Here is a 21,658-nt window from a genome sequence, read left to right on the forward strand (position 1 = left end):
GGTGCTCAGTCCCGAAGGAGAACCGCCACGCACTCGACGTGATGTGTCATGGGGAACAGCGCGAACGCCCGGAGCCCGTCGAGCCGATAGCCCAGAGCAGCAAAGCTGGCGAGGTCGCGTGCCAACGCGGCCGGGTCGCAGGCGACATACACGACTCGGCGTGGCGAGAGTCCTGCAATCGCGGGCACCACCTTCTTGGCGCCGGTACGCGGTGGGTCGAGCACGACGACGTCGACCTGCTCGCCGACCAGGCCATCGCGGAGGGCCCGTTCGGTCGTGGCACCCACCAACCGGACCTGCGGCGCGTCGTGGAGGTTGCGGCGAGCGTCCTTGGCGGCGACCTGGTCGGCCTCGACGCTGAAGACGGTGCCGCTCTCCCCCACGGCATCGGCGAGGAATGCCGTGAACAGCCCCACGCCGGCGTACAGGTCGGCGACCACGTCCCCGGGCTGGACACGCGCGCCGTCGAGGACCGCGTCGACGAGGGTGTTTGCCGCCGCCGGGTGCACCTGCCAGAACCCCGAGCCGGAGACGCGGAAGTCCTTGTCCCGTACGCGCTCGGTGAGGACGCCCGTGCCTCCGCGTGTCGTCCCGTCGACCGCGACGACACCATCGACGGCTGACTCGACGGCGTCGGAGATGCTCGCGTCGGTGACGAGAAGCTTCTCCCCCGTCGACGACACGATCGCCTCCACGGACTCGGCGTCCCACTCGTGGCCGAGCACCTGCGGGAGGTCGGGGTGCGCGATGACGCAGCGGTCGACGGGAACCACCCGGTGCGAGCGGTGACGGCGCAGGCCGGCATGGCCCATCGCGTCGACGGCAAACGTCACCCGCGTACGCCAGCCGAGCTCGTCCGGCTCGACGGCTTCCACCTCACCGGACCACTCGATCCCGGCGAGGCGCTGGAGCTGCTCACGCACGACATCACCGAGCAGCGCACGCTGCACCGCCGGGTCGACGTGCTGGAAGTCGCAGCCCCCGCACTGCCCGGCGTACGCGCATGGTGGCGCGACCCGACCCGGTGCCGACTCGATGACCTCGACGGCGTCGGCGCGCAGGAACTTCTTGTTGGACTCGGTGATCTCGATCCGCACGCGCTCGCCCGGCAACGTGTGCCGGACGAACACGACCTGCCCGTCGACCCGCGCCACACAGTGCCCGCCGTGGGCGATCGGCCCGACGTCGACCACGACGTCCTGCATCAGCGGTCCCGGAAGCCGCGGCGCACGTCACCCGGTGCCGGTCGTTCCCTGCCGAAGCGGCTCTTGGCCAGACCAGCGGAGTCGAGCTGGTAGGGGACGCTGGTGACCATGACGCCCGGCATGAACAGGAGGCGGCCCTTGAGCCGCAGCGCGGTCTGGTTGTGGAGCAGCTGCTCCCACCAGCGACCGACGACGTACTCGGGGATGTAGACCGTGATGACGTCGCGCGGGCTCGCCTTGCGGACCTCCTTGACGTACCGCAGGACCGGCCTGACCAGCTCCCGGTACGGCGAGTTGACCACCTTGAGCGGCACCGGGATCTCGAGCTCGTCCCATCGCTTCATCAGCTGTTCGGTCTGCACGGGGTCGAACTCGACCGTGAGCGCCTCGATCGTGTTGGGACGCGACACCCGTGCGTACGCCAGCGCCCGCATCGTCGGCTTGTGCAGCTTGCTGACCAGCACGATCGCGTGCACCCGGGACGGCAGCCCGACGTCGGAGTCGTCGATCGCGAGCTCGGTCGACACCCGCGCGTAGTGGCGGCCGATCCCGCGCATCAGCATGAACACGAGGACCATCGCGACGATCGCGATCCAGGCACCGGCGAGGAACTTCGTGATCAGCACGATGACCAGGACCGTCGCGGTCATGCCGAGGCCGATCGAGTTGACGATGCGCGAGCGCACCATGCGGGCGCGGACGGCCGGGTCCTTCTCGGTCTTGAGGTGTCTCGTCCAGTGCTTGATCATGCCGAGCTGGCTCAGGTTGAACGACACGAACACGCCGACGATGTAGAGCTGGATCAGCTTGGTGACCTCGGCGTCGAACGCCTGGATCAGCACGATCGCGGCCACGGCGAGCAGGATGATGCCGTTGCTGAACGTGAGCCGGTCTCCGCGGGTGTCGAGCTGTCGCGGCAGAAACCCGTCGCGGGCCAGGATCGAGCCCAGCACCGGGAAGCCGTTGAACGCCGTGTTGGCCGCGAGGATCAAGATGATGCCGGTGCACGCGATCGTGAAGTAGAACAGCGGTGTGAAGTCGCTGTAGAGCGTCTTGGCGAGCTGACCGATCACGGTGTCCTGCTCGTACGACGAGCCGACCGGCACACCGTTCTTGAGCAGCTGACGTGCAGGGTCCTCGACATAACGCAGCTTCATCAGGTCGGCGAGCACGATGATGCTCATCAGCATGGCGACGGCGAGCGTGCCGAGGAGGAGCAGCGTCGTTGCCGCATTCTTGCTCTTGGGCTTCTTGAAGGCGGGCACTCCGTTGCTGATCGCCTCCACACCGGTGAGCGCCGCACAGCCGGACGAGAACGCACGCGCCAGCAGGAACACCATCGCGAACCCGGTGAAGCCCTCTTCGAACTGTCCCTCGGAGGCGATCGTGAAACCGGCACTCGGCACCTCAGGAAGATCACCGAAGAGGTAGCGCCAGTATCCCCACGCGCCCATCATCAGGATCGCCGCCATGAAGAGGTACGTCGGCACGGCGAACGCCTTGCCCGACTCCTTGGTGCCGCGCAGGTTCATCGCCATCAGGATCACGACGAGGACCGAAGCAGCGGTCGCCTCATGTCCATCCAGCCACGGCAGCGCCGAGCTCGCGTTCTGCACGCCGGACGAGATCGACACCGCAACCGTGAGGACGTAGTCGACGAGCAGCGCACTGCCTACCGTGAGACCGGCCGTGGGTCCGAGATTGACCGTCGCGACCTCGTAGTCACCGCCACCACTCGGATAGGCGTGGACGTTCTGCCGGTAGGACGCGACAACCGTCAGCAGGACGAGCGTCACGGCGACGCCGATCTTCCAGTTGAACGCGTACGCCGACAAGCCGCCGAGCGACAGGGTCAGGAAGATCTCGTCGGGCGCATACGCGACTGAGGACAACGCGTCGCTGGCGAACACCGGAAGCGCAATGCGCTTCGGCAGGAGCGTCTCGCCAAGCTGAGTGCTCCGGAGCTTGCGACCGACTAGTGCACGTTTGGTCGCCTCGATGATGCCCACGTGTGACGATGCTAGACCTGCGCGGCGGTCATTGCTGCGCCAACGCCCCAACCGGCCCGACGGTGTGCGTCACATCTGGTGCACGGGCACACTCGGCGCGGTGTAGCGTCGCCTGCGTGCACATCGTGATCATGGGTTGCGGCCGCGTCGGCTCGACTCTCACCCACAGCCTCGAGGAGCGCGGCCACACCACGGCCGTGATCGACTCCAACCCGGATGCGTTCCGGCGCCTCGGCCCGGGGTTCAGCGGCCTGACCGTCACCGGACTCGGCTTCGACCGCGAGGTGCTCAAGCAAGCCGGGATCGAGCGCGCCGACGGCTTCGCCGCGGTGTCCAGCGGCGACAACTCCAACATCATCTCCGCGCGGGTTGCCCGCGAGCAGTTCAAGGTCGAGACCGTCGTCGCCCGCATCTACGACCCGGGACGCGCCGAGGTCTACGAACGCCTCGGCGTACCCACCGTGGCCACGGTCCCCTGGGCTGCGGATCAAGTCCTTCGCCGACTCGTGCCGGCGGGTTCGGAGCCCGCGTGGCGAGACCAGTCCGGCGAGGTCCGGCTCGACACGGTCTATGCACCGTTCGGCTGGATCGGACACCGCATCGACCAGCTGGAAGCCGCTGCCGGGGTGCGCGTCGCCTACCTCACGCGCCTGGGCTCGGGGCTGATCGCCTCAGCCGACACCGTGATCCAGGAGGGCGACTACCTCAGCCTGTTCATGCGCGAGGACTGCGCAGAGAAGGCCCACGCCGCCCTCGACGCGGGACCGGAGGCCGACTGATGCGCGTCGTGATCGCCGGAGCAGGGGCCGTGGGCCGATCCGTCGCTCAGGAGCTGATCGACAACGGTCACACCGTGCTGCTGATCGACAAGTCCCCGTCGTCGATCCGCTCAGACATCGTTCCGCAGGCCCAGTGGCTGCTGGCCGATGCGTGCGAGCTGTCATCGCTGGCCGAGGCGCAGCTCGAGTCGGCCGACGTCGTGATCTCGTCGACAGGTGACGACAAGGCCAACCTCGTCATCTCGCTGCTGGCCAAGACCGAGTTCGCGGTGCCGCGCACCGTCGGACGCGTCAACCATCCCAGCAACGAGTGGCTGTTCAGCGAGTCGTGGGGCGTCGACGTCTCCGTCTCGACGCCGCGCCTGATGGCCGCACTCGTCGAGGAGGCCGTCGCTGTCGGTGACCTCGTACGCCTCTTCACGTTCCGCCAGAGCAACGCCAACCTGGTCGAGCTCACGATGCCGGAGAACTCCCCGTTCGTCGGCAAACGGGTCAGCGAGGTGCCGTGGCCCGAGGACGTCGTCCTGGTCGCGATCCTGCGCGACAACTCGATCCAGACGCCCGACAGCGATCGTTCGCTCGAGGCCGGCGACGAGCTGCTGTTCGTCACGCCCGAGGATGCCGAGGACAGGCTCGGCGAGATGCTCTCACCCAAGAACTAGAGGACCGTCTCAGGGTCGGCCGGCGTGCGGTTGCGTCCGAGCAGCCACGCCATCGCGGCAAACGACGCCAGCTGCAGCGGCCACCCCAGCGCGAGCTTGGCGGTGCCCAGCAGGGCGACGTGGTCGGTGACGTACAGCGGGTATTGGACCGCGACCCTGATGAGACACGGGAGCGCAAGGACCCAGGTCAGCTGTGAGCAGAGCTTGACCAGCGGCTTGTCCCGGTGCCACTCGGTGGGGTCGCCGACGAGGCTGCCGATCATGAACCCGACGACGGGCCAGCCGATCACGATCGAGAAGATCATCGCCGCGGCGTAGCCGCCGTTGAGCAGGATGCCGGGCAGGAACACGTCGCGCGCCTCACCCGAGCGTGCCGCGAACACCGCGGCGATGCCGATGCCGAACAGGGCATTGACGACGAACTGCACGCTGGACCGCTGCACCACGCGTACGAGCAGGAGCGCCACAGCGGCAACGATGCTGGCGCCGAGCGAGACCTTGAGGTCGTGCGTCGTGATCCAGCACAGCGTGAACAGCGCGATCGGCGCGGCGCTCTCGGCAACCCCCCGACGCCCGCCGAGCACGATCGCAAGCCTGGCGCGGACGAGCTGCTCGACAGTGCCTGCAGACGCTGTCATGCCGTGGCTCATGCCTCGAGTTCGTAGCGCGGGTTGTAGATCACACGTGTCCCGTTGCGGGTGCCGATGCGGCCGTAGGCCTTGAGCTGGCGGCCGGCGGCGATGCCCTCGATCTTGCGGCGGCCGAGCCAGATCAGCGTGACGCTGTCGGAACCGTCGTACAGCTCAGCCTCGAGGGCCGTGACGCCGTCAACCGGTCGGAGCGTGACGGAACGCAGCACGCCGTGCAGCGTGCAGATCGCGCGGTCGGGCTGGCTCACGATGAGCTTGCAGCCGGCCTTCGCGGCGTCCAGCTTGAGCTCGCTGGACTCCTGGTGCTCGCTCGAGAGCTTCTCGAGCGTCTTGCTGATGCGTCCCATAGCTCAATTCTAGGCCGTGCCAGGTCAATCCGCGCAGCCGATCCGGGCGTGCCCGCGCTCGGCCACCAAGACCGAGGTCCGAAGCCATGCGCGTCCGGGTGGCGCGCGGGCTGGTCTGGTGCGGTCTAGCCCTCGGGTGGTGCGGGGACCGCATTCGGTGGGACCCGCAGCAGCAGTGGTTCGCGGAGCATCTTCGGGCCCTCACCTCGCACGACGATGACGTCGTTGAGCGCATCCATGAGGATGTGGTCCTCGGGAACCAGCGCCGCCTCGCCGAGCAGCGTCGCGCGCAGCAGCCAGCGGGGTCCCTCGATGCCCATGATGCGGCTCGGCTGCACTCCGGTCTCGCCATCGGGCGTCGTCGCGGGCACCGTGACCTTGAGCTCAGGCCCGTGCGGGCCCTCGTCCTCGATGGCCTCACCGCCGAGGCGCTCGACCTCGGCGACGATGTCGCTGCGTACCTCGTCCCACAGGCCGCCTGACCGCGTCGCGGCGAACGCCCGCAGCTCGAGCGCTCCGTTCTCGGCCACCATGAGGACTGAGCCGATCTCGCCATCGTCGTTGTCAGCCGGCAGCTGGAGCGCGTAGTCGTCGTGGCCGCGCACGATCAGGGAGCCGAGGTCGACGTACGTCGGATCGTCCACCACGGACTTCTCGGTCGAGTCCCACGGACCGTGCTCGCGGCCGCCGGTCTCCTCGATCGGCTGGTCGTCGATCTGGGGTTGGGCGTCCTTCTTGCGGAAGCGGGCCATCAGCTGCTCTCGGATCGGGTGGCGGCGGCCGCATGGCCACCTGTTGAACCGTAGCCCCCCGCACCGCGCGCGGAGCCCGAAAGCTCGTCGACCTCGGCGAACGTGACGATCTCGACCCGCTGGATCACGAGCTGGGCGATTCGGTCACCGCGCGAGAGGTGGATCGGCTCGCGCAGGTCGTGGTTGACCAGGAGGACCTTGATCTCGCCGCGGTAGCCCGCGTCGATCGTCCCGGGCGTGTTGACGATCGAGAGCCCGTGGCGCAGGGCAAGTCCCGATCGTGGGTGGACGAACGCGGCGAACCCCTCGGGGAGAGCGATCGCGATCCCGGTGGGTACGAGCGCGCGCTCGCCCGGCGCGAGGGTCAGGTCGACCGTCGTCACCAGGTCGGCGCCCGCGTCACCGGGATGCGCATACTGCGGCAGCGGAACTCCCGCATCGAGGCGCGTGACACTGACCTCAGTCATGCCGTTCCGCCCCCTGCTCACATGGCACGCGGGCGGACCCCCAGCTCCATTCGGTCATGACGCCGACCCTACCCGCGGCGGCGGTCGACCTCATGAGGCAGGCTGGGAGCGTGACGACATACCGCGAGCGACTCACCGCCCCCATCTCCTGGTGGCTGACTGCGGCAGCGTTCGCCGTCGTGTGGGGCTGGATCCTGCTGGTCGCGACGACGTGGCCGATCGCCATCGCGACGACCGCGATCGTCGCCGTGTTCTGCCTGTACGGCGTCTGGCGCTACGGGTCGCTCCTCGTCGCCGTCGACCCGGCACTCCTGCGGGCCGGCGCCGCGGTGCTCGACGCCGCGCACCTCGGCGAGGTCGAGGTGCTGCACCGTGCCGACTACCGCAACCGCCTGGGCGTCGGTGCCGATGCCCGCGCCCACCTCGTCACCCGTCCCTACCTCGACCGCGGAGTGCTGGTCCGGGTCGACGACGACAGCGACCCGACCCCCTACTGGCTGATCGCCAGCCGGCACCCGGAGGCGCTGGCCGCCGCGCTGGGACACACTGGTCCTACCAAGGAGGTGCCCCATGTCGAAGAAGTCCAAGAAGGCTGAAAAGCGGCTGCTCGAGGAGGCGGCGCCCGCCAAGGCGTCCGCACCCGGCAAGGGCGCCTGGCGCCTCATGGACAGAGGCGCGTCGATCGCCGCAGGCGCGCTTGCCGGCCGCATCTCCGCATTGACCTGGAAGCTCGTCACCGGCAAGAAGCCTCCCGTCAACGGCCGACACCCCGACGTCAGCACCAAGGAAGCCGTCGCCTGGGCGGTCATCGGCGGGGCGACGATCGAGCTGGTCAAGGTCGCCGTACGCCGTGGGACCGCGACCTACTGGGTTCGGTCGACCGGCAGCCTGCCGCCCGGCATGAAGCCGCTCGCGACGTCCCCCGCACCAGAGGTCACCGACAATGCAAAGGAGCCGGTCCCCACGGAACCGGCTCCACACAACGTACGAAGGTTCAGTCTGCGCAGTCGCGGCAGATGAACACGCCCTTCTTCTCCGACGCAAGCTGACTGCGATGGTGCACCAGGAAGCAGGACGAGCAGGTGAACTCGTCGACCTGCTTGGGGACCACCTGGACGGCCAGCTCTTCGTGCGACAGGTCGGCTCCGGGCAGCTCGAATGACTCCGCCGCCTCGGTCTCGTCCTCGTCGACCTTGCCGGAGTTCTTCTCGTGGCGACGCGCCTTGAGCTCCTCGATGCTGTCCTCGGACTGCTCTTCCTCGGTCTTGCGCGGGGCGTCGTAATCGGTAGCCATCAACTCTCCATCTTGTCCGTAACAACCGGCGCGATTGTGCCACACAACACGGCGCAATCACACTCAGAAGCCACAAGCGCGCACCAGGTCGAAATATTCCTCGGCAATCGAGGGATGGGCCACCATCACGAGGCGCTCGTCCGGCTCCCCATCGAGGCCGCTCAGCAGCAGCCCGGATTCACTGGCAATCAGCCCTCCAGCGGCCAGATCCCACTCCTTCAGGCCCTCTTCGACGTAGGCGTCGTACTGCCCCTCCGCGAGCGCGCAGAGGTCCAGGGCCGCCGACCCGATGCGACGAATGTCACGTACGTGCGGCAGCAGGCGCGCGACCGCCTCGGCCTGCTTCGTCCGGATCTCCGGCACGTAGTTGAAGCCGGTCGCCACCAGCGCGTGGGAGAGCCTCGCGACGGACGGCGCGGAGAGCAGGAGGCGATCGTCGCCGTCGTAGCGCCATGAGCCGCCGCCGCGTACGGCACCCCACTCGGCGCCGCTCGCAATGTTGACGACGTAACCCGCGACCACCTCCGCGTCCTGACGCGCCGCGATGGAGACGCTGTACATCGGGATGCCGTAGATGAAGTTGACCGTGCCGTCGATCGGGTCCACGACCCAGTCGACGCCCGACGTGCCGATGACGTCGTCACCCTCTTCGCCGACGAAGCCGTCGTCTGGCCGCGCGGCCTTGATGCGTGCCCGGATCAGCTCCTCGCAGGCGCGGTCGATCTCGGTGACCGCGTCCGTCGGGCTCGACTTGGTCGCCGCGACGTCGACGCGCCCTTTCGGCCGGACCCGGTTGACGTACATCGCCGCCTCGCGTCCCACGGAGCGCGCAAGCTCGAGCAGCGCTTCGGTCATGCGATGGTCGGCAGGTGGGCGCGGGCATTGAGGCAGCAGTCGACGGCGCAGGTGTCGTGCGAGGGCCCCAGGTCGCCCACGGTCTTGCGCGCAGGCACCTCACCACGCTCGACGGCGGCGCGCTCGAGCACCAGGTCGCGGACCATCGCAATGAAGTCCGGGTGCGTGCCCGGCGTGTCGACGCGTTCGTACGCCATGCCGAGCTCCTTGGCGGTCGCGCTCGCCTCGGTGTCGAGGTCGTAGATGACCTCCATGTGGTCGGAGACGAACCCGATCGGCACGACGACGACCGAGTCGACGCCGTCCGCCTTGAGGTCGCGGAGGTGGTCGTTGATGTCGGGCTCGAGCCACGGCATGTGGGGCGAGCCGGAGCGGGAGCAGTAGGCCAGGGACCACCCGTCAGCACCCGCGGCGTCGGCCACGAGCGAAGCGACCTGCTGGTGCTGGTGCTCGTACGCCTTGACGCCGGGTCCGCCGCTCGCCTCGTTCATCGAGTCAGGGATCGAGTGGGTCACGAAGATGACGTGAGAGCCCGGCTGATGGGCGAGGCCGGCCCGGGTCGCCTCGGTCAGCGGACCGACGAAGCCCGGGTGGTTGAAGTAGTGGCGCAGACGGCTGAGCTTGAGGTCGACCCCGATCGTCGCGTCGAACAGGTCCTCTCGGTACTGCCGGCAGCCCGAGTAGGACGCGTAGGCGCTCGTGACGAAGCACGCCGCGTGGGTGATGCCGTCCGCCTCCATCTGGCGGGCGGCGTCGCGCAGGTAGGGGTCCCAGTTGCGGTTGCCCCAGTAGATCGGCAGGTCGAGGCCGTGGTCGGCGAAGTCCTTGCGCAACGAGTCGAGGAGCTCGAGGTTGAGCTCGTTGATCGGCGACGTACCGCCGAACAGCATGTAGTGCTGCCCGACCTCGGCAAGGCGTTCGCGCGGGATGCCGCGACCTGACGTGACGTTCTCCAGGAATGGCACGACGTCCTCGGGGCGTTCCGGTCCTCCGAACGACACGAGAAGCACCGCGTCGAATGGGCGGGGATCCATACCCGTAGTTTCTCATGTAGCGATTCGTCGGGAGGGAGCAACCATGCTTGGCACCTATCGGGCCGTCCTGTCCCGTCCCGGAGCCGCGCTGTTCTCCTTCACGGCCATGATCTCGCGTTTCCCGTTGTCGATGGCCGGGCTCGGCCTCGTGCTCGTGGTGTCGGAGCGTTCCGGCTCGTACGGCCGAGCGGGCACCGTCGCAGCCGCGTACGTCCTCGCCGCGGCGGCACTGGGCCCGACACAGGGCAGGTTGACCGACCGCGTCGGCCAGGCACGCGTCCTGGCCGTCGTCGGCGCGCTGTACGCACTCGGCATCACCCTGACGCTCATCGCGATCGACCGGGACTGGTCGACGCCGTGGATCCACGTCTGTGCCGCGTTCGCCGGGGCCTCGACACCGCAGACCGGGAGCATGGTGCGGGCCCGCTGGACTCACGCCGTCACCGACCGCAGCCAGCTCAACACGGCGTTCTCGATCGAGGCGGTCCTCGACGAGGTCGTGTTCCTCGTGGGCCCCGTCGTGGTCACGTTCCTCACGATTCAGGTGTTCGAGTTCTCGGGCCTCGTGGTGGCCGCGGCTGCCGCGACGCTGGGGTCGTGGGCGCTCGCCGTGCAGCGGTCGACCGAACCCCCGGCGTCGGCCCACACCTCGACCAGCCGGGCACCCCTCTCCTGGTCCCTCCTCGGCCGCGTGGTCTTCGCGTCCGTCGGGCTGGGAGTGCTGTTCGGCTCTGCCGAGGTCATCGTCGTGGCGTTCGCCACCGAGGAGGGGCAGCGCGGTGCGTCGGGGGTGGTGCTCGCGATCTGGGCGGCGGGCAGCCTGCTCGCCGGAGTCGTGGTCGGTGCGCTTCCGCAGACGCGCGACCCGCTGAAACGCTGGCGTACGTCCCTGCTCCTGCTGAGCCTGTTGTTCGTTCCCTTGCTGTTCGTGTCAGGCATGGCGTGGCTCGCGGTCGGCATGTTCCTCGCCGGCTTCATGATCTCGCCGACCCTGATTGCAAGCACGAGCCTGGTCGAGCACCACGTGGCGCCGTCCCGGCTCACCGAGGCGCTCACCTGGGCGACGACCGGCCTCATGGTCGGCGTCGCTCCGGGCGCTGCGATCGCCGGTTGGGTCGTCGACCATCACGACGCCTCCACGGCATTTCTGGTGCCGTTGATCGCCGGTCTGGTCGGGTCGGTCGTGGCCTGGACGCTACGTCTCCCAGCCGATGCCGACGCCGCGTGAACATGCACCCTGATGGCACTAACCTTGGGGACGAGATGACCGAACTGACACTGGCCGAGCGCAGCGTTGAGCTCGTCCGCACCTGGATCGACCCGCAGGGCCGGGCCACGAGGCGCACCGACCCGTCCGCCGAGCGTCTGGCCAGCCTCCTCAAGGATCCGAGCGGCCTCGAGTTCACGATCGGGTTCGTCGACCGGGTCGTCCGTCCTGACGACTCACGGGTCGCGGCGCGCAACCTGCGTACCCTCGCGTCGCACACGCCACGCTTCCTTCCCTGGAGCCAGCGGTTCCTGCTCAAGGTGGGAGGGCTCGTCTCGATCCTCTTCCCCGGCCTGGTCGTCAGGATCGCCCGGGGCACCCTGCGCCGAATGGTCGGTCACCTCGTCGTCGACGCACGCCCCAAGCAGCTCGGCAAGGCGATCAAGCGCCTGCGCTCCGGCGGAGACCGGCTCAACCTCAACCTCCTGGGCGAGGCCGTGCTCGGCGAGGGCGAGGCGGCCCGTCGTCGCGACGGCACGCTGGAGCTGCTCGAGCGTGACGATGTCGACTACGTCTCGGTCAAGGTCTCCTCCGTCGCCAGCCAGCTCTCGATGTGGGCGTTCGACGAGTCCGTCGCCCGCGTCGTCAAGCAGCTGACGCCGTTGTACGAGCGCGCCGCCGAGGGCGAGCCGACGTTCATCAACCTCGACATGGAGGAATACCACGACCTCGACCTGACGGTCGCGGTGTTCACCCGGATCCTCGAGGCGTTCCCCGATCTCGAGGCAGGCATCGTGCTGCAGGCCTACCTCCCCGATGCGCTCTCGGCGATGCAGGAGCTCCAGGAATGGGCGTCCAAACGTCGCGCCAACGGCGGTGCGCCGATCAAGGTGCGTGTCGTCAAGGGTGCCAACCTCGCAATGGAACGCGTCGACGCGACGATCCACGGCTGGCCACTGGCGACGTGGGGTTCCAAGCGGGAGACCGACACCAACTACAAGCGCGTGCTCGACTGGGCGATAACCTCCGAGCGCGTCGACGCCGTGCGCATCGGCGTCGCCGGGCAGAACCTCTTCGACATCGCCTATGCATGGCTTCTCGCGGGAGACCGCGGCGTACGCGACGCGGTCGAGTTCGAGATGCTCCTCGGCATGGACACCGGGCCGACCGACGCGGTCCGCGGCGACATCGAGCAGCTGCTGCTCTACACCCCGGTCGTCAAGCCAGCCGAGTTCGACGTGGCCATCTCCTACCTCGTACGACGCCTCGAGGAGAACGCCAGCAGCGACAACTTCATGTCGGCGGCCTTCGAGATCGCCGACAACCCTGACCTGCTGTCGCGCGAGATCCAGCGGTTCCTCGACTCCGTCAACGACCTCGACGAGACGGTGCCCGAACCGCACCGCATCCAGAACCGCTCGACCGAACAGCTCGAGGCGCAGTCCGGCACGTTCGTCAACACTCCCGACACCGACTCGGCGACCCGGGCCAACCGCGAGTGGGGACGCCTCGCCCTGAGCCGGTCGTCCTACACCCAGCTCGGCGCCGAGACCGTACGCATCAACAAGATCGCCGGTCCGGCCAACCTCGAGACGATGATCCAGGAGACCCGCGAGGCGGCGAAGGCCTGGCAGGCACGTGGATCGGAGGTCCGGGCCTGGGTGCTCCACGAGGCCGCCAAGGCCCTGGGCACGCGCCGGGGTGACTTGATCTCCGTCATGGCGGCCGAGGCCGGCAAGACGATCGCCGAGGGCGATGTCGAGGTCAGCGAGGCGATCGACTTCGCCAACTACTACGCCGAGGCTGCCCGCCGCCTCGACGCCGTCGACGGCGCGGAGTTCGTGCCCGACCGCCTGACGGTGGTCACTCCCCCGTGGAACTTCCCGGTCGCCATACCGGCCGGGTCCGTGCTGGCCGCCCTGGCCGTCGGCAGCGGCGTGATCATCAAGGCAGCACCACAGACCCCGCGCAGCGCAGCCGTCATGGTCGAGGCGCTCTGGCAGGCGGGCGTGCCGCGGGACGTGCTGCGCTACGCCACGATCGACGAGGGCCCGCTCAGCAAGGCCCTGATCTCGCACTCCGACGTCGACCGCGTGATCTTGACCGGTGCCTGGGAGACCGCCCGGATGTTCCGCTCGTGGCGTCCAGACCTCCCGCTGCTTGCCGAGACCAGCGGCAAGAACGCCATCATCGTGACGCCCAGCGCCGACCTCGACCTCGCGGTGGCCGATGTCGTACGCAGTGCGTTCGGCCACGCCGGACAGAAGTGCTCCGCAGCCAGCCTGGTCATCGTCGTCGGCTCCGTCGGCCGGTCCGAACGCTTCCGCCGCCAGCTCGTCGACGCCGCGTCGTCGTTGCGGGTCGGCTTCCCCACCGACCCGGCCGTCACGATGGGCCCGATCATCGAGCCGCCCCTCGGCAAGCTGGCCGAGGGCCTCACGACACTGGCCGAGGGCGAGAGCTGGCTGCTGGCACCCAACCAGCTCGGCAGCGACCCGCGAGTGTGGTCGCCGGGCATCCGCGACGGCGTCCAGCCCGGCAGCACGTTCCATCAGACCGAGTACTTCGGCCCGATCCTCGGCATCATGCACGCCAAGTCGTTGTCGCAGGCGATCGAGTGGCAGAACGCCACCGACTACGGCCTCACCGCCGGACTGCACTCGCTCGACGCCGATGAGGTCAACCAGTGGATCGACGAGGTCCAAGCCGGCAATCTCTACGTCAACCGAGGCACCACGGGTGCCATCGTGCAGCGCCAGCCGTTCGGCGGCTGGAAGCGCTCCTCGGTGGGAACGACGGCCAAGGCAGGTGGCCCCAACTACCTGACCCACCTCGGCTCGTGGAAGCCCCGCCCGCTCCGTGACTCCACCACCGTCAAGCTGCTGCCCGAGGTCGAGCGCATCCTCGAGGCGGCCAGGCCAGAGCTGACCGCGACCGAGCTCGCGCAGCTGCGTGCAGCCGCCAGCTCTGACGAACGGGCGTGGAAACGCGAGTACGGCGTCATGAAGGACGTGTCTGCCCTCGGCGTCGAGCGCAACGTCTTCCGCTACGTGCCCGTGCCGGTGACGATCCGGTTCGACGGCTTCGTGTTCGAGCTGGTCAGGGTCTTGCTGGTCGCAGCTCGTACCGGATCGCCGATCATCGTGAGCTCTCGCACTCCCCTTCCGGAAGGTCTCGCGCGCAAGCCCTACGTCGAGTCTCGCGACGCATGGCTCGCCCATGTCGCCGAGGAGCGGCCCGCCCGCGTACGACTCGTCGGATCCGAGGCCAAGGACGTGTCAGCGGCGGTCGGCGGCGATCCCGACGTCGCGATCTATTCCGGACCTGTGACGCTCTCGGGCCGGGTCGAGGCACTGCCGTTCCTCAAGGAACAGGCCATCTCGATCACCAATCACCGGTTCGGCAACCGGGACGCCGAGTTCGCCTACGTCCTCCCCCGAGACTAGGCACGGTCGGCGCCCGGCGGGATCGGCGCCGTCCAGCCACGCCGCAGCGCCACCAGGCGCCAGACCAGGCACACCGCGCCACCGAGCACGTACCAGCCCGCGTCATAGCCCTGATCATGGATGACCGAGGCGATGAGGGCTCCCGCAAACGCCGGCGTCGCATACAGCTCGCCGCGGAAGATCACGGGGACGCGACCGGCCGCGACGTCACGCATCATGCCGCCTCCGACGCCCGTCAGCAGCCCCAGCACCGATGCGGCGAGGATGTTGAGGCCCGCCTCCTGGGCCTTGACGGCGCCCGTGACGCAGAACAGGGCGAGTCCGATCGCATCGAGCACCATGATCTGGTTCTCCATGCGCCCGATCGTGGGGTGGAAGTAGAACACCACTCCGCCAGTGACGGCGGGCACGACGAGATAGCGCCAGTCGTCGAGAGCTGCCGGTGGCACGGCGCCGATGAGCACGTCGCGGAGCACACCACCACCCAATCCGGTGAGCATCGCGAGCACGACGATGCCGAAGACGTCGAGCTCCTTGCGTACGCCGACCAGTGCCCCGGTTGCGGCGAACACCGCAATTCCGGCAAGGTCGAGGATCAGGAGCAGCGTGTCCGACACGTCGACGACGCTATCGGGTGTCGGCGCGTCACCGCAGGTTCGGCACGCACAACCCTAGGATGAAGGCAGGCCCCCGCGAACGAGGGCTGACGTATCGGAGGCGACGCCAATGCGCGAACTCGGTCTTGATCGACTGAGCGAGGATGGACGGTTCCTCGTCGCGCGCGACACCGCCACCGGTGAGACATTCCACATCCCTGTCGACCACCGCCTCACTTCCCTGGTCGCAAAATCTTCGAGCAGCGGCATCCCCGCAGGCCAGTTGGAGATCAAGATGGAAAGTTCGCTCAGCCCTCGCGACATCCAGACACGCATCCGGCGAGGTGAGACCGTCGAGTCGGTCGCCGAGTCGGCCGGTGTGCCCGTCGATCAGATCGACAGGTTCGCCGGACCCGTGCTCGCCGAGCGCGAATACATGTGCGAGCAGGCACGCAAGACGACGATCCGTCGCAAGCACGTCGGCGGTACCGGCGTGCTCCTTGGCGTGCTGGTCAACGACAACATCGCTGCCGACGGCGGAGTGCCCGAGTCGGCCATCTGGGACTCCTGGCGTCGCGAGGACGGCCGGTGGAACGTCACGGTGACGCCGGCCGGCGAGCAGCCCGCCAACTTCCTGTTCGACGTCAAGAGCCGCTACGTCGTGCCGGCCGACGAGTTCGCGCACGGCCTGGTCGGCGACGTCGCACTGCCCGATTCTGCTGACATGGCGATCGCCGATGCCGTACGCGTTCCCTCGCGCAAGGCTCCCGTCGAGTCCGAAGACCTGGTCGACGAGATCATCGACGAGGTCGGGCAGGTCACCGAGTCCACCGAAGACCTGGCCGACGTTCCCTCTGCCGTGTCGTCGATCAAGGAAGCGCGCGACCGCCGGGTGCTCGAGCAGCAGGCCCTCGACGCCAAGAAAGCCCAGGAGCCCGAGCCGGTGCAGGCCGAGCACGACGACGACTTCGAGGAGTCGATCGAGCACGATGTCGCGGTGCCCGACACGATGGGCCCCCGCAAGAAGCGCCACGAGCGTCGTCGCGTCCCCAGCTGGGACGAGATCATGTTCGGCGACAAGAACGACTAGTTCGAACGAGATCCTCGAGCGCGCTTCCGAGTCACGCTGGCTCTTCACCTGGAGGTTCGGCTCGGTACTCCCCGAAGGACTGAGGCTCAGCAGTGCCCGGGGTGTCACGTGGTCGCTGGCGTCGAGCGCGTTGCGAGGAGCACGTGCGTTGCGTCTGCGGTCACGCGAGTCTAGAAGGGCAGGACGTCGGGTGACATGGCTGCGGCATTGGCGGTCGCCGCGGTCATGCGGCGGCGGTGGTGGCGACGACACAGCACTTCGTAGCCCACGACCTTCTCGACCTCGTCGGCGTCAGGGGTGAGCTCGTGCTCGACGTCACCGACGACGATGACCTCGCCTTCGACGACCATCACGCCGTCCTCGGTGCGCGCGTTGTGCGTGGCACGCTCCCCGCACCAGCACAGCGCCTCGACCTGAAGCGTGTGGACGTGGTCGGCGAGCTCGATCAGCCGGGCGGAGCCCGAGAACAGCTGCGTACGGAAGTCGGTGAGGATGCCGAAGGCGAACACGTCGATCGCCAGCTCGTCGACGATCTTGGCGAGCTGGTCGATCTGGTCGTGGGTGTAGAACTGTGCCTCGTCACACACGAAGTAGTCGATGCGGCCGCCCTGCGTCAGCTGGTCGACGGTGTAGTGCCAGAAGTGGAAGTCGTCGCCCACCTCGATCGCCTCGACGGACAGCCCCAGACGGCTCGACAGCGTCGACTTGCCGGCTCGGTCATGGGACGTGAACACCAGTCCGACGCGGCCACGAGCGCGGTGGTTGTGGTCGACCTGAAGCGCAAGCGTGCTCTTGCCGCAGTCCATGGTGCCCGTGTAGAAGTTCAGATCTGCCACAGAACCATCCTGCCAGCGATCATGGTGCAACCAGCACGGGGATCCGCAGCTCCGGCTCGGTGATCGAGCCGTGAAAACCCGTCATCTTCATCTCGATCGCGAACTCCGCCGACGAGAACACCGCGAACTCACCCAGGGCCGCCACGACGACGTCGCCGATGCGCCCGCGTACGTCAGGGGCGATCGGCCCGAACCAGTCCTCGATGCCGGCCTGCGTGCGGACGACGGCGCGGTCGCCTAGCTCCTCGGCCCAGCGGGCAGCGACGTCGTCGGCCGCACCGCTGCGGGTGTAGACGTGCCGGAATCGTGCCTCGCCGGCGAGCATCGTCACATCGGTGAGCATCGCGGGATGCTGGGTGACGTCGAAGCGGTCCTCCATCGGGAGGTCGATCATCCCGTGGTCGGCCGTCACGATCAGCACGCAGTCGGCGGGGAGCTCAGCGCGCAGGTCGGCGATCTCGCGGTCGATCGTCGTGAGCATCTCGCGCCACTGCTCCGACCCACACCCCCGCGCATGGCCGGTGTGGTCGAGACGGGACTCGTACGCATACGTCATCGATCTCGGTGCTGCCTCGATGACGTCGACGATCACGTCAAGGCGCTCATAGACCGAGTTGACGCCGTGGAACGGTACGCCCCGCTGGCTGCACAGCGTCAGACCCGTGCCGACGAACTTCGCGTCGTTGACCGAGGACGTCTCCACACCGTCCTGCTGCATCATCTCCAGCACCGTCGGGCGTGGCTGCCAGACCAGCGGGTCGATCGGCAGGTCCCAGCGCAACGAGTTGAGTCGCAGGCCGCTGTCGGGATCGCGCGACGTGTAGCCGACCATGCCGTGGCTGCCGGCGGCGACACCCGTGCCCAACGAGGTCAGGCTGGTCGCGGTCGTCGACGGTATGCCGCACACCATGTCGTCGATGCCGTGGAGCGAGGAGAGGAACGAGGCAGCGTCGGCGTGCTCCTGCAACAGCGTCTGGCCGAGTCCGTCGACGAGCATCACGACGTATCGCGGAGCCTCGGGTAGGTCGAGGGTGTTGGCAAATCCCCGGTTGCCCAGCGCGGCCGCCACGGATGGCATGACCTGGTCGATCGTCCGGCGACCGGCCAGTCCTGGCAGCGCCAGGGCGGCTTGTGTCATCCGGTGTGCCCGGCGGTGGCACCCGAGCTCGTCGCGGCAGAGAGCGTACGGGCGAAGCTCAGCAACCGCTCCACCGCCGCGCCGCCGTCCGCAACCGCGCTGACGCGCAGTGAGAAGTCGTCGCCCGTCACGCTGCCGGTGTAACCGTGGTCGGCATCGCACTCCGGATCAGAGCACTGGGCCGGCGTGAGGTCGATGCGTGACATCACGCCCCAGCCGATCGTGACGACGGCTTCCTCGAGCTGCTTGGACGTCGAGGTGACCATGCGGGTGACGACCACGGATCGCACCTGTGAGAGGGCCACCGCCTCCGACGTCGTCGACGTGTAGGGCTTGGGCAGCAGCTCGTCACCGGGGTGCTCGTCGGTATGGACCAGGACCAGGCGGGTCGGCGTCAGCGCGAGGACCGTCATGTGGCGCCGGATCTCGTCACGGTCGAAGGTCGGCTCGTGGTGCAGGACGTAGGCAGTGACGCTCTCGCCCGCCAGCGCATCGTTGAGTCCCTCGGCGACGATCTCCGGGTAGTAGCCGCTGCGGGAGACCTCGCTCGCAAGCTCGTCGGTGTGGTCGATGCTCATCACGCCAGCGTATCTCCCGTGGCACCGGGCTGACTGAGCCGCCGGACGTACCACTCGCCCCGGCGGTCGGCGGACGGCACGACCTTGGCGCGCGCGCTGAGCGCCGTGAAGCCTTTGTCGTGCACCAGCACCGGCTCGAGGTCGAGCTCGGCGATCTCCGGCAGGTCGTCCTTCATGGCGGCGAGGCGTACGACGATGTCCTGCAGCGCGTCGACGTCGACCGGCTCGGAACCGCGGTAGCCGTAGAGCAGCGGTGCCGAGCGCAGGTTGCGGATCATCGCCTCGGCGTCGAGGTCGGTCAGGGGCGGTATGCCGTATGACCGGTCGCCCAGCAGCTCGCTCGGCGCGCCGGCGAGGCCGAACGAGACCAGCGGGCCGAACAGCGGGTCCTCCGCGACGCTGAAGCTGACGTGGATGCCGTCGGCGGCGGCCTTCTGGACGAAGAATCGCGTGCCCTTGCGCATGCCTGTCCACGACGTGACGTTGTCCCACGCGGCCGCCATGTCGTCGGCGTTGTGGATGCCGCGCCACACGTGGACCAGGTCGGGGTTGATGCGCAAGTGCTCGCTGCCGGCCTTGAGCACGACGTCCCACCCGAGCGCCTCCCCCGCCGCGATCGCCTCCTCCTTGGTGTGGACGTTCTCCCAGGTCCACAAGTCGATGCCGTAGCAGGCGAGCAGCGCGTGCACCTGCTCGGTCGACAGCACGGCACCACGCGGCGCGGCAGCCAGCACCTGGCGCACCAGGGCGCGCGCGTCACCCGTGCGGTGGTCGAGAGCGATGTGGAACTCACCGTGGTCGCGTGCCGCCCACTCGGCGTAGTTGACGACCCGCGCCAGCGCACGTACGGCGGCCTCCGGCGCTGCATAGGACGGCACCGAGCCGCGACCGGCAGAGCCGCCGAGAAGGTCGGGTACGCGCAGCAGCACCGGGACGCCCTGGCTGCCGAGGAAGGTCGAGACGATCGGCTTGTCGGACTGCTCGCCGACCGCGGCGAGCACGTCGGCGACATCTTCGCCGGTCGTGTTGAGGGGCGGGATGTAGATCGCGACGAGTGCGTCGACCCGGTCGTTGGCGAGCTCGGACTCGATCGCCGCCTCGAAGTCGTCGGCGGTCGCGTCGGCGCCGAGCGACACGGCTTCGACGACCTGCAACCCCGACGAGGCGGCGGAGTCGGCGACGATCAGCGCCACGGCGTCGGAGTTGCCGACGATCGAGATGCGGTTGCCCTGCGGCAGTGGCTGGTGCGCCAGCAGCTGCGCGACGTCGAACATCTCGTCCAGGCTGTTGACCTGGATGACGCCGGCCTGCCGGAACATCGCGTCGACCGCGGCCTGCGGGGCAGCGCTGCGCTTGACCGCGTGGCCGGCGGGTACGCCCTGCGTCGACCGCCCGGACTTCACCGCGACGATCGGCTTGGTGCGGGAAACACGCCGGGCGATGCGCGAGAACTTGCGAGGGTTACCGATCGACTCGAGGTAGAGCAGGACGACCTCGGTCGAGTCATCCTCCTGCCAGTACTGCAGGAGGTCGTTGCCCGAGACGTCGGCGCGGTTGCCGGCCGAGACGAATGTCGAGAGGCCGAGCCCGCGCTCCGACACCGACTCGAGGATCGCCGTGCCGAGTGCGCCCGACTGGCAGAAGAAGCCGACGCGGCCCTGCGGAGGCATCGAGGGCGAGAGCGAGGCGTTGAGCTGCAGGTCGGGTGCGGTGTTGATGATGCCGAGGCAGTTGGGACCGATCAGCCGCAGGCCGTAGCTGCGGCTCAGGCCGAGCAGCTCACGCTGGCGCTGGCGGCCCTCGGGACCCTCCTCGGCGAATCCGGCCGAGATCACGATCAACCCGTGCACGCCCTTGGACGCGCAGTCCAGCACGACGTCCTTCACCGAGTCGGCCGGGACCGCCACGATCGCGATGTCGACCTCGTCCGGGATGTCCTGGACGGTCTTGTAGGCCGGCAGGCCCGACACCGCTTCGGCCTGCGAGTTGACGGCGTACACCGCGCCACTGAAGCCGCCCAGCACGAGGTTGCGCACCATGGCGAGGCCGATCGAGTTCTCACGGCGGCTGGCACCGATCACGGCGATGCTGCGGGCGCGGAAGATCCGCTCGATCGAGGCGGCCTCCGCGCGCTGCTCGCGAGCGCGCATCACGCCCATCGCGGAGTCAGTGGGCTCGATCTTGAACGCGAACCGTTGCACGCCCTCGTCGATCGATCCGTCGATGAGGTAACCCATCTCGCGAAAGATCTGCTGCATCCGCGTGTTGGACGGCAGGACGTCGGCGACGAACCGTTGGATGCCGCGCTCACGGCCGGCCTGCGCGAGGTGCTCGAGGAGCAGCTGACCGACGCCGCGACCCTGATGGGCGTCCTCGACCAGGAACGCCACCTCGGCCTCGTCACCCTCGGCGTCGTAGCGGCCCACACCGATGATCTCGCCGTGCAACGTCACGACGAAAGCGACGCGGCGATCGTGGTCGACCTTGGTGAAGCGGGCGACGTCCTTCTCCGACAGCGTCGGGTAGGGCGAGAAGAACCGGAAGTACTTGGACTGGTCGGACACCCTGGAGTAGAACTCGACGAACCGTTCGGCATCGCTCTCGAGGATGGGCCGGAGCTGGGCGACACGACCGTCCTTGAGGAGGACATCGGCCTCCCAATGGGCGACGGGATGCACCTCGGTGGTCACGGACCCAACCTATCGGTTGCCTG

21 protein-coding genes are annotated in these 21,658 nt (G+C 68.5%); 7 read left to right on the plus strand and 14 right to left on the minus strand.

The features are described 5' to 3' along the window. Positions 1-5 precede the first annotated feature (5 nt). Positions 6-1,205 (minus strand): class I SAM-dependent RNA methyltransferase, encoded by a 1,200-nt coding sequence (locus ABD683_RS17265; RefSeq protein ID WP_344771307.1) that lies wholly within the window; start codon positions 1,203-1,205, stop codon positions 6-8. Continuing rightward, a complete protein-coding gene (locus ABD683_RS17270) occupies positions 1,205-3,214 on the minus strand; it encodes an APC family permease (protein ID WP_344771308.1) in 2,010 nt (669 codons plus the stop codon). The genes ABD683_RS17265 and ABD683_RS17270 overlap by 1 nt, the downstream gene beginning before the upstream one ends. Positions 3,215-3,330: 116 nt before the next feature. Here ABD683_RS17270 and ABD683_RS17275 point away from each other — a divergent pair, with 116 nt between their 5' ends. Then, positions 3,331-3,993 (plus strand): potassium channel family protein, encoded by a 663-nt coding sequence (locus ABD683_RS17275; RefSeq protein WP_344771309.1) that lies wholly within the window; start codon positions 3,331-3,333, stop codon positions 3,991-3,993. Next, positions 3,993-4,655: a potassium channel family protein gene (locus ABD683_RS17280; RefSeq protein ID WP_344771310.1), complete on the plus strand. Its 663-nt coding sequence runs from the start codon at positions 3,993-3,995 to the stop codon at positions 4,653-4,655. Before ABD683_RS17275 ends, ABD683_RS17280 begins: the two co-directional genes overlap by 1 nt. Here ABD683_RS17280 and ABD683_RS17285 read toward each other — a convergent pair. The 4 genes from ABD683_RS17285 to dut all read right to left on the minus strand — a co-directional run bounded on the left by ABD683_RS17285 (position 4,652) and on the right by dut (position 6,871). Next, positions 4,652-5,293 (minus strand): DUF3159 domain-containing protein, encoded by a 642-nt coding sequence (locus tag ABD683_RS17285; protein WP_344771311.1) that lies wholly within the window; start codon positions 5,291-5,293, stop codon positions 4,652-4,654. The genes ABD683_RS17280 and ABD683_RS17285 overlap by 4 nt on opposite strands. Positions 5,294-5,301: 8 nt before the next feature. After that, the gene (locus tag ABD683_RS17290) at positions 5,302-5,652 is read right to left on the minus strand and encodes an OB-fold nucleic acid binding domain-containing protein (protein WP_344771312.1); all 351 of its coding nucleotides are present in this window, start codon (positions 5,650-5,652) and stop codon (positions 5,302-5,304) included. Positions 5,653-5,777: 125 nt separating this feature from the next. Next, complete coding sequence (locus tag ABD683_RS17295) at positions 5,778-6,404, minus strand: DUF3710 domain-containing protein (RefSeq protein ID WP_344771313.1); 627 nt, start codon at positions 6,402-6,404, stop codon at positions 5,778-5,780. After that, on the minus strand, positions 6,404-6,871 hold the full coding sequence (dut, locus tag ABD683_RS17300; RefSeq protein ID WP_344771314.1) for a dUTP diphosphatase: 468 nt from the start codon (positions 6,869-6,871) through the stop codon (positions 6,404-6,406). The genes ABD683_RS17295 and dut overlap by 1 nt, the downstream gene beginning before the upstream one ends. A 110-nt stretch (positions 6,872-6,981) precedes the next feature. Between dut and ABD683_RS17305 the strand changes: the two genes are divergently transcribed. Together ABD683_RS17305 and ABD683_RS17310 are read left to right on the plus strand one after the other, a co-directional pair. Further along, entirely contained in the window at positions 6,982-7,467 is a 486-nt protein-coding gene (locus ABD683_RS17305) for a DUF3093 domain-containing protein (protein ID WP_344771315.1), read from the plus strand. Then, positions 7,442-7,891, plus strand: coding sequence for a DUF4235 domain-containing protein (locus tag ABD683_RS17310; protein WP_344771316.1), 450 nt, complete (start codon positions 7,442-7,444; stop codon positions 7,889-7,891). The genes ABD683_RS17305 and ABD683_RS17310 overlap by 26 nt, the downstream gene beginning before the upstream one ends. On the opposite strand, the gene ABD683_RS17315 is transcribed toward ABD683_RS17310, so the two are convergent. The 3 genes from ABD683_RS17315 to ABD683_RS17325 form a co-directional block, all read right to left on the minus strand. Further along, positions 7,866-8,165: a DUF4193 domain-containing protein gene (locus tag ABD683_RS17315; protein ID WP_340385235.1), complete on the minus strand. Its 300-nt coding sequence runs from the start codon at positions 8,163-8,165 to the stop codon at positions 7,866-7,868. The genes ABD683_RS17310 and ABD683_RS17315 overlap by 26 nt on opposite strands. 63 nt (positions 8,166-8,228) lie before the next feature. Then, complete coding sequence (locus ABD683_RS17320; protein WP_344771317.1) at positions 8,229-9,020, minus strand: inositol monophosphatase family protein; 792 nt, start codon at positions 9,018-9,020, stop codon at positions 8,229-8,231. Further along, on the minus strand, positions 9,017-10,054 hold the full coding sequence (locus ABD683_RS17325) for a ferrochelatase (protein ID WP_344771318.1): 1,038 nt from the start codon (positions 10,052-10,054) through the stop codon (positions 9,017-9,019). Before ABD683_RS17325 ends, ABD683_RS17320 begins: the two co-directional genes overlap by 4 nt. 43 nt (positions 10,055-10,097) lie before the next feature. On the opposite strand from ABD683_RS17325, the gene ABD683_RS17330 reads away from it, so the two are divergent. Next, positions 10,098-11,282 carry an MFS transporter gene (locus ABD683_RS17330; RefSeq protein ID WP_344771319.1) on the plus strand — a complete coding sequence of 395 codons (1,185 nt, stop codon included), beginning with the start codon at positions 10,098-10,100 and terminating at the stop codon, positions 11,280-11,282. A 35-nt stretch (positions 11,283-11,317) separates the two neighbouring features. Beyond that, entirely contained in the window at positions 11,318-14,707 is a 3,390-nt protein-coding gene (locus tag ABD683_RS17335) for a bifunctional proline dehydrogenase/L-glutamate gamma-semialdehyde dehydrogenase (RefSeq protein WP_344771320.1), read from the plus strand. On the opposite strand, the gene ABD683_RS17340 is transcribed toward ABD683_RS17335, so the two are convergent. Beyond that, positions 14,704-15,324, minus strand: a complete 621-nt coding sequence (locus ABD683_RS17340) for a trimeric intracellular cation channel family protein (protein WP_344771321.1) — start codon at positions 15,322-15,324, stop codon at positions 14,704-14,706. The genes ABD683_RS17335 and ABD683_RS17340 overlap by 4 nt on opposite strands. A gap of 109 nt (positions 15,325-15,433) precedes the next feature. Here ABD683_RS17340 and sepH point away from each other — a divergent pair, with 109 nt between their 5' ends. Beyond that, positions 15,434-16,393, plus strand: coding sequence for a septation protein SepH (sepH, locus tag ABD683_RS17345; RefSeq protein ID WP_344771322.1), 960 nt, complete (start codon positions 15,434-15,436; stop codon positions 16,391-16,393). Between the two features lie 170 nt (positions 16,394-16,563). On the opposite strand, the gene ABD683_RS17350 is transcribed toward sepH, so the two are convergent. Genes ABD683_RS17350 through ABD683_RS17365 form a run of 4 tightly spaced genes read right to left on the minus strand, consistent with a single transcriptional unit; the run spans position 16,564 to position 21,635 of the window. Beyond that, positions 16,564-17,229, minus strand: a complete 666-nt coding sequence (locus ABD683_RS17350; protein WP_344771323.1) for a thymidine kinase — start codon at positions 17,227-17,229, stop codon at positions 16,564-16,566. A 19-nt stretch (positions 17,230-17,248) separates the two neighbouring features. Next, positions 17,249-18,367, minus strand: a complete 1,119-nt coding sequence (locus tag ABD683_RS17355) for an alkaline phosphatase family protein (RefSeq protein WP_344771324.1) — start codon at positions 18,365-18,367, stop codon at positions 17,249-17,251. Beyond that, a complete protein-coding gene (locus ABD683_RS17360; RefSeq protein WP_344771325.1) occupies positions 18,364-18,945 on the minus strand; it encodes a DUF5998 family protein in 582 nt (193 codons plus the stop codon). The genes ABD683_RS17355 and ABD683_RS17360 overlap by 4 nt, the downstream gene beginning before the upstream one ends. Further along, positions 18,945-21,635 carry a bifunctional acetate--CoA ligase family protein/GNAT family N-acetyltransferase gene (locus ABD683_RS17365; protein ID WP_344771326.1) on the minus strand — a complete coding sequence of 897 codons (2,691 nt, stop codon included), beginning with the start codon at positions 21,633-21,635 and terminating at the stop codon, positions 18,945-18,947. The genes ABD683_RS17360 and ABD683_RS17365 overlap by 1 nt, the downstream gene beginning before the upstream one ends. Positions 21,636-21,658: the final 23 nt, after the last annotated feature.

This window comes from Aeromicrobium panaciterrae, from assembly GCF_039537165.1.
Classification (GTDB): Bacteria; Actinomycetota; Actinomycetes; order Propionibacteriales; family Nocardioidaceae; genus Aeromicrobium; species Aeromicrobium panaciterrae.

What these genes read in the sequence shown, in the direction of transcription:
- ABD683_RS17355 (WP_344771324.1), bottom strand. Translation starts at nt 18,367, where the DNA reads ATGACACAAGCCGCCCTGGCGCTGCCAGGACTGGCCGGTCGCCGGACG.
- ABD683_RS17325 (WP_344771318.1), bottom strand. Translation starts at nt 10,054, where the DNA reads ATGGATCCCCGCCCATTCGACGCGGTGCTTCTCGTGTCGTTCGGAGGA.
- dut (WP_344771314.1), bottom strand. Translation starts at nt 6,871, where the DNA reads ATGACTGAGGTCAGTGTCACGCGCCTCGATGCGGGAGTTCCGCTGCCG.
- ABD683_RS17335 (WP_344771320.1), top strand. Translation starts at nt 11,318, where the DNA reads ATGACCGAACTGACACTGGCCGAGCGCAGCGTTGAGCTCGTCCGCACC.
- ABD683_RS17360 (WP_344771325.1), bottom strand. Translation starts at nt 18,945, where the DNA reads ATGAGCATCGACCACACCGACGAGCTTGCGAGCGAGGTCTCCCGCAGC.
- sepH (WP_344771322.1), top strand. Translation starts at nt 15,434, where the DNA reads ATGCGCGAACTCGGTCTTGATCGACTGAGCGAGGATGGACGGTTCCTC.
- ABD683_RS17320 (WP_344771317.1), bottom strand. Translation starts at nt 9,020, where the DNA reads ATGACCGAAGCGCTGCTCGAGCTTGCGCGCTCCGTGGGACGCGAGGCG.
- ABD683_RS17330 (WP_344771319.1), top strand. Translation starts at nt 10,098, where the DNA reads ATGCTTGGCACCTATCGGGCCGTCCTGTCCCGTCCCGGAGCCGCGCTG.
- ABD683_RS17285 (WP_344771311.1), bottom strand. Translation starts at nt 5,293, where the DNA reads ATGACAGCGTCTGCAGGCACTGTCGAGCAGCTCGTCCGCGCCAGGCTT.
- ABD683_RS17295 (WP_344771313.1), bottom strand. Translation starts at nt 6,404, where the DNA reads ATGGCCCGCTTCCGCAAGAAGGACGCCCAACCCCAGATCGACGACCAG.
- ABD683_RS17290 (WP_344771312.1), bottom strand. Translation starts at nt 5,652, where the DNA reads ATGGGACGCATCAGCAAGACGCTCGAGAAGCTCTCGAGCGAGCACCAG.
- ABD683_RS17265 (WP_344771307.1), bottom strand. Translation starts at nt 1,205, where the DNA reads ATGCAGGACGTCGTGGTCGACGTCGGGCCGATCGCCCACGGCGGGCAC.
- ABD683_RS17280 (WP_344771310.1), top strand. Translation starts at nt 3,993, where the DNA reads ATGCGCGTCGTGATCGCCGGAGCAGGGGCCGTGGGCCGATCCGTCGCT.
- ABD683_RS17310 (WP_344771316.1), top strand. Translation starts at nt 7,442, where the DNA reads ATGTCGAAGAAGTCCAAGAAGGCTGAAAAGCGGCTGCTCGAGGAGGCG.
- ABD683_RS17315 (WP_340385235.1), bottom strand. Translation starts at nt 8,165, where the DNA reads ATGGCTACCGATTACGACGCCCCGCGCAAGACCGAGGAAGAGCAGTCC.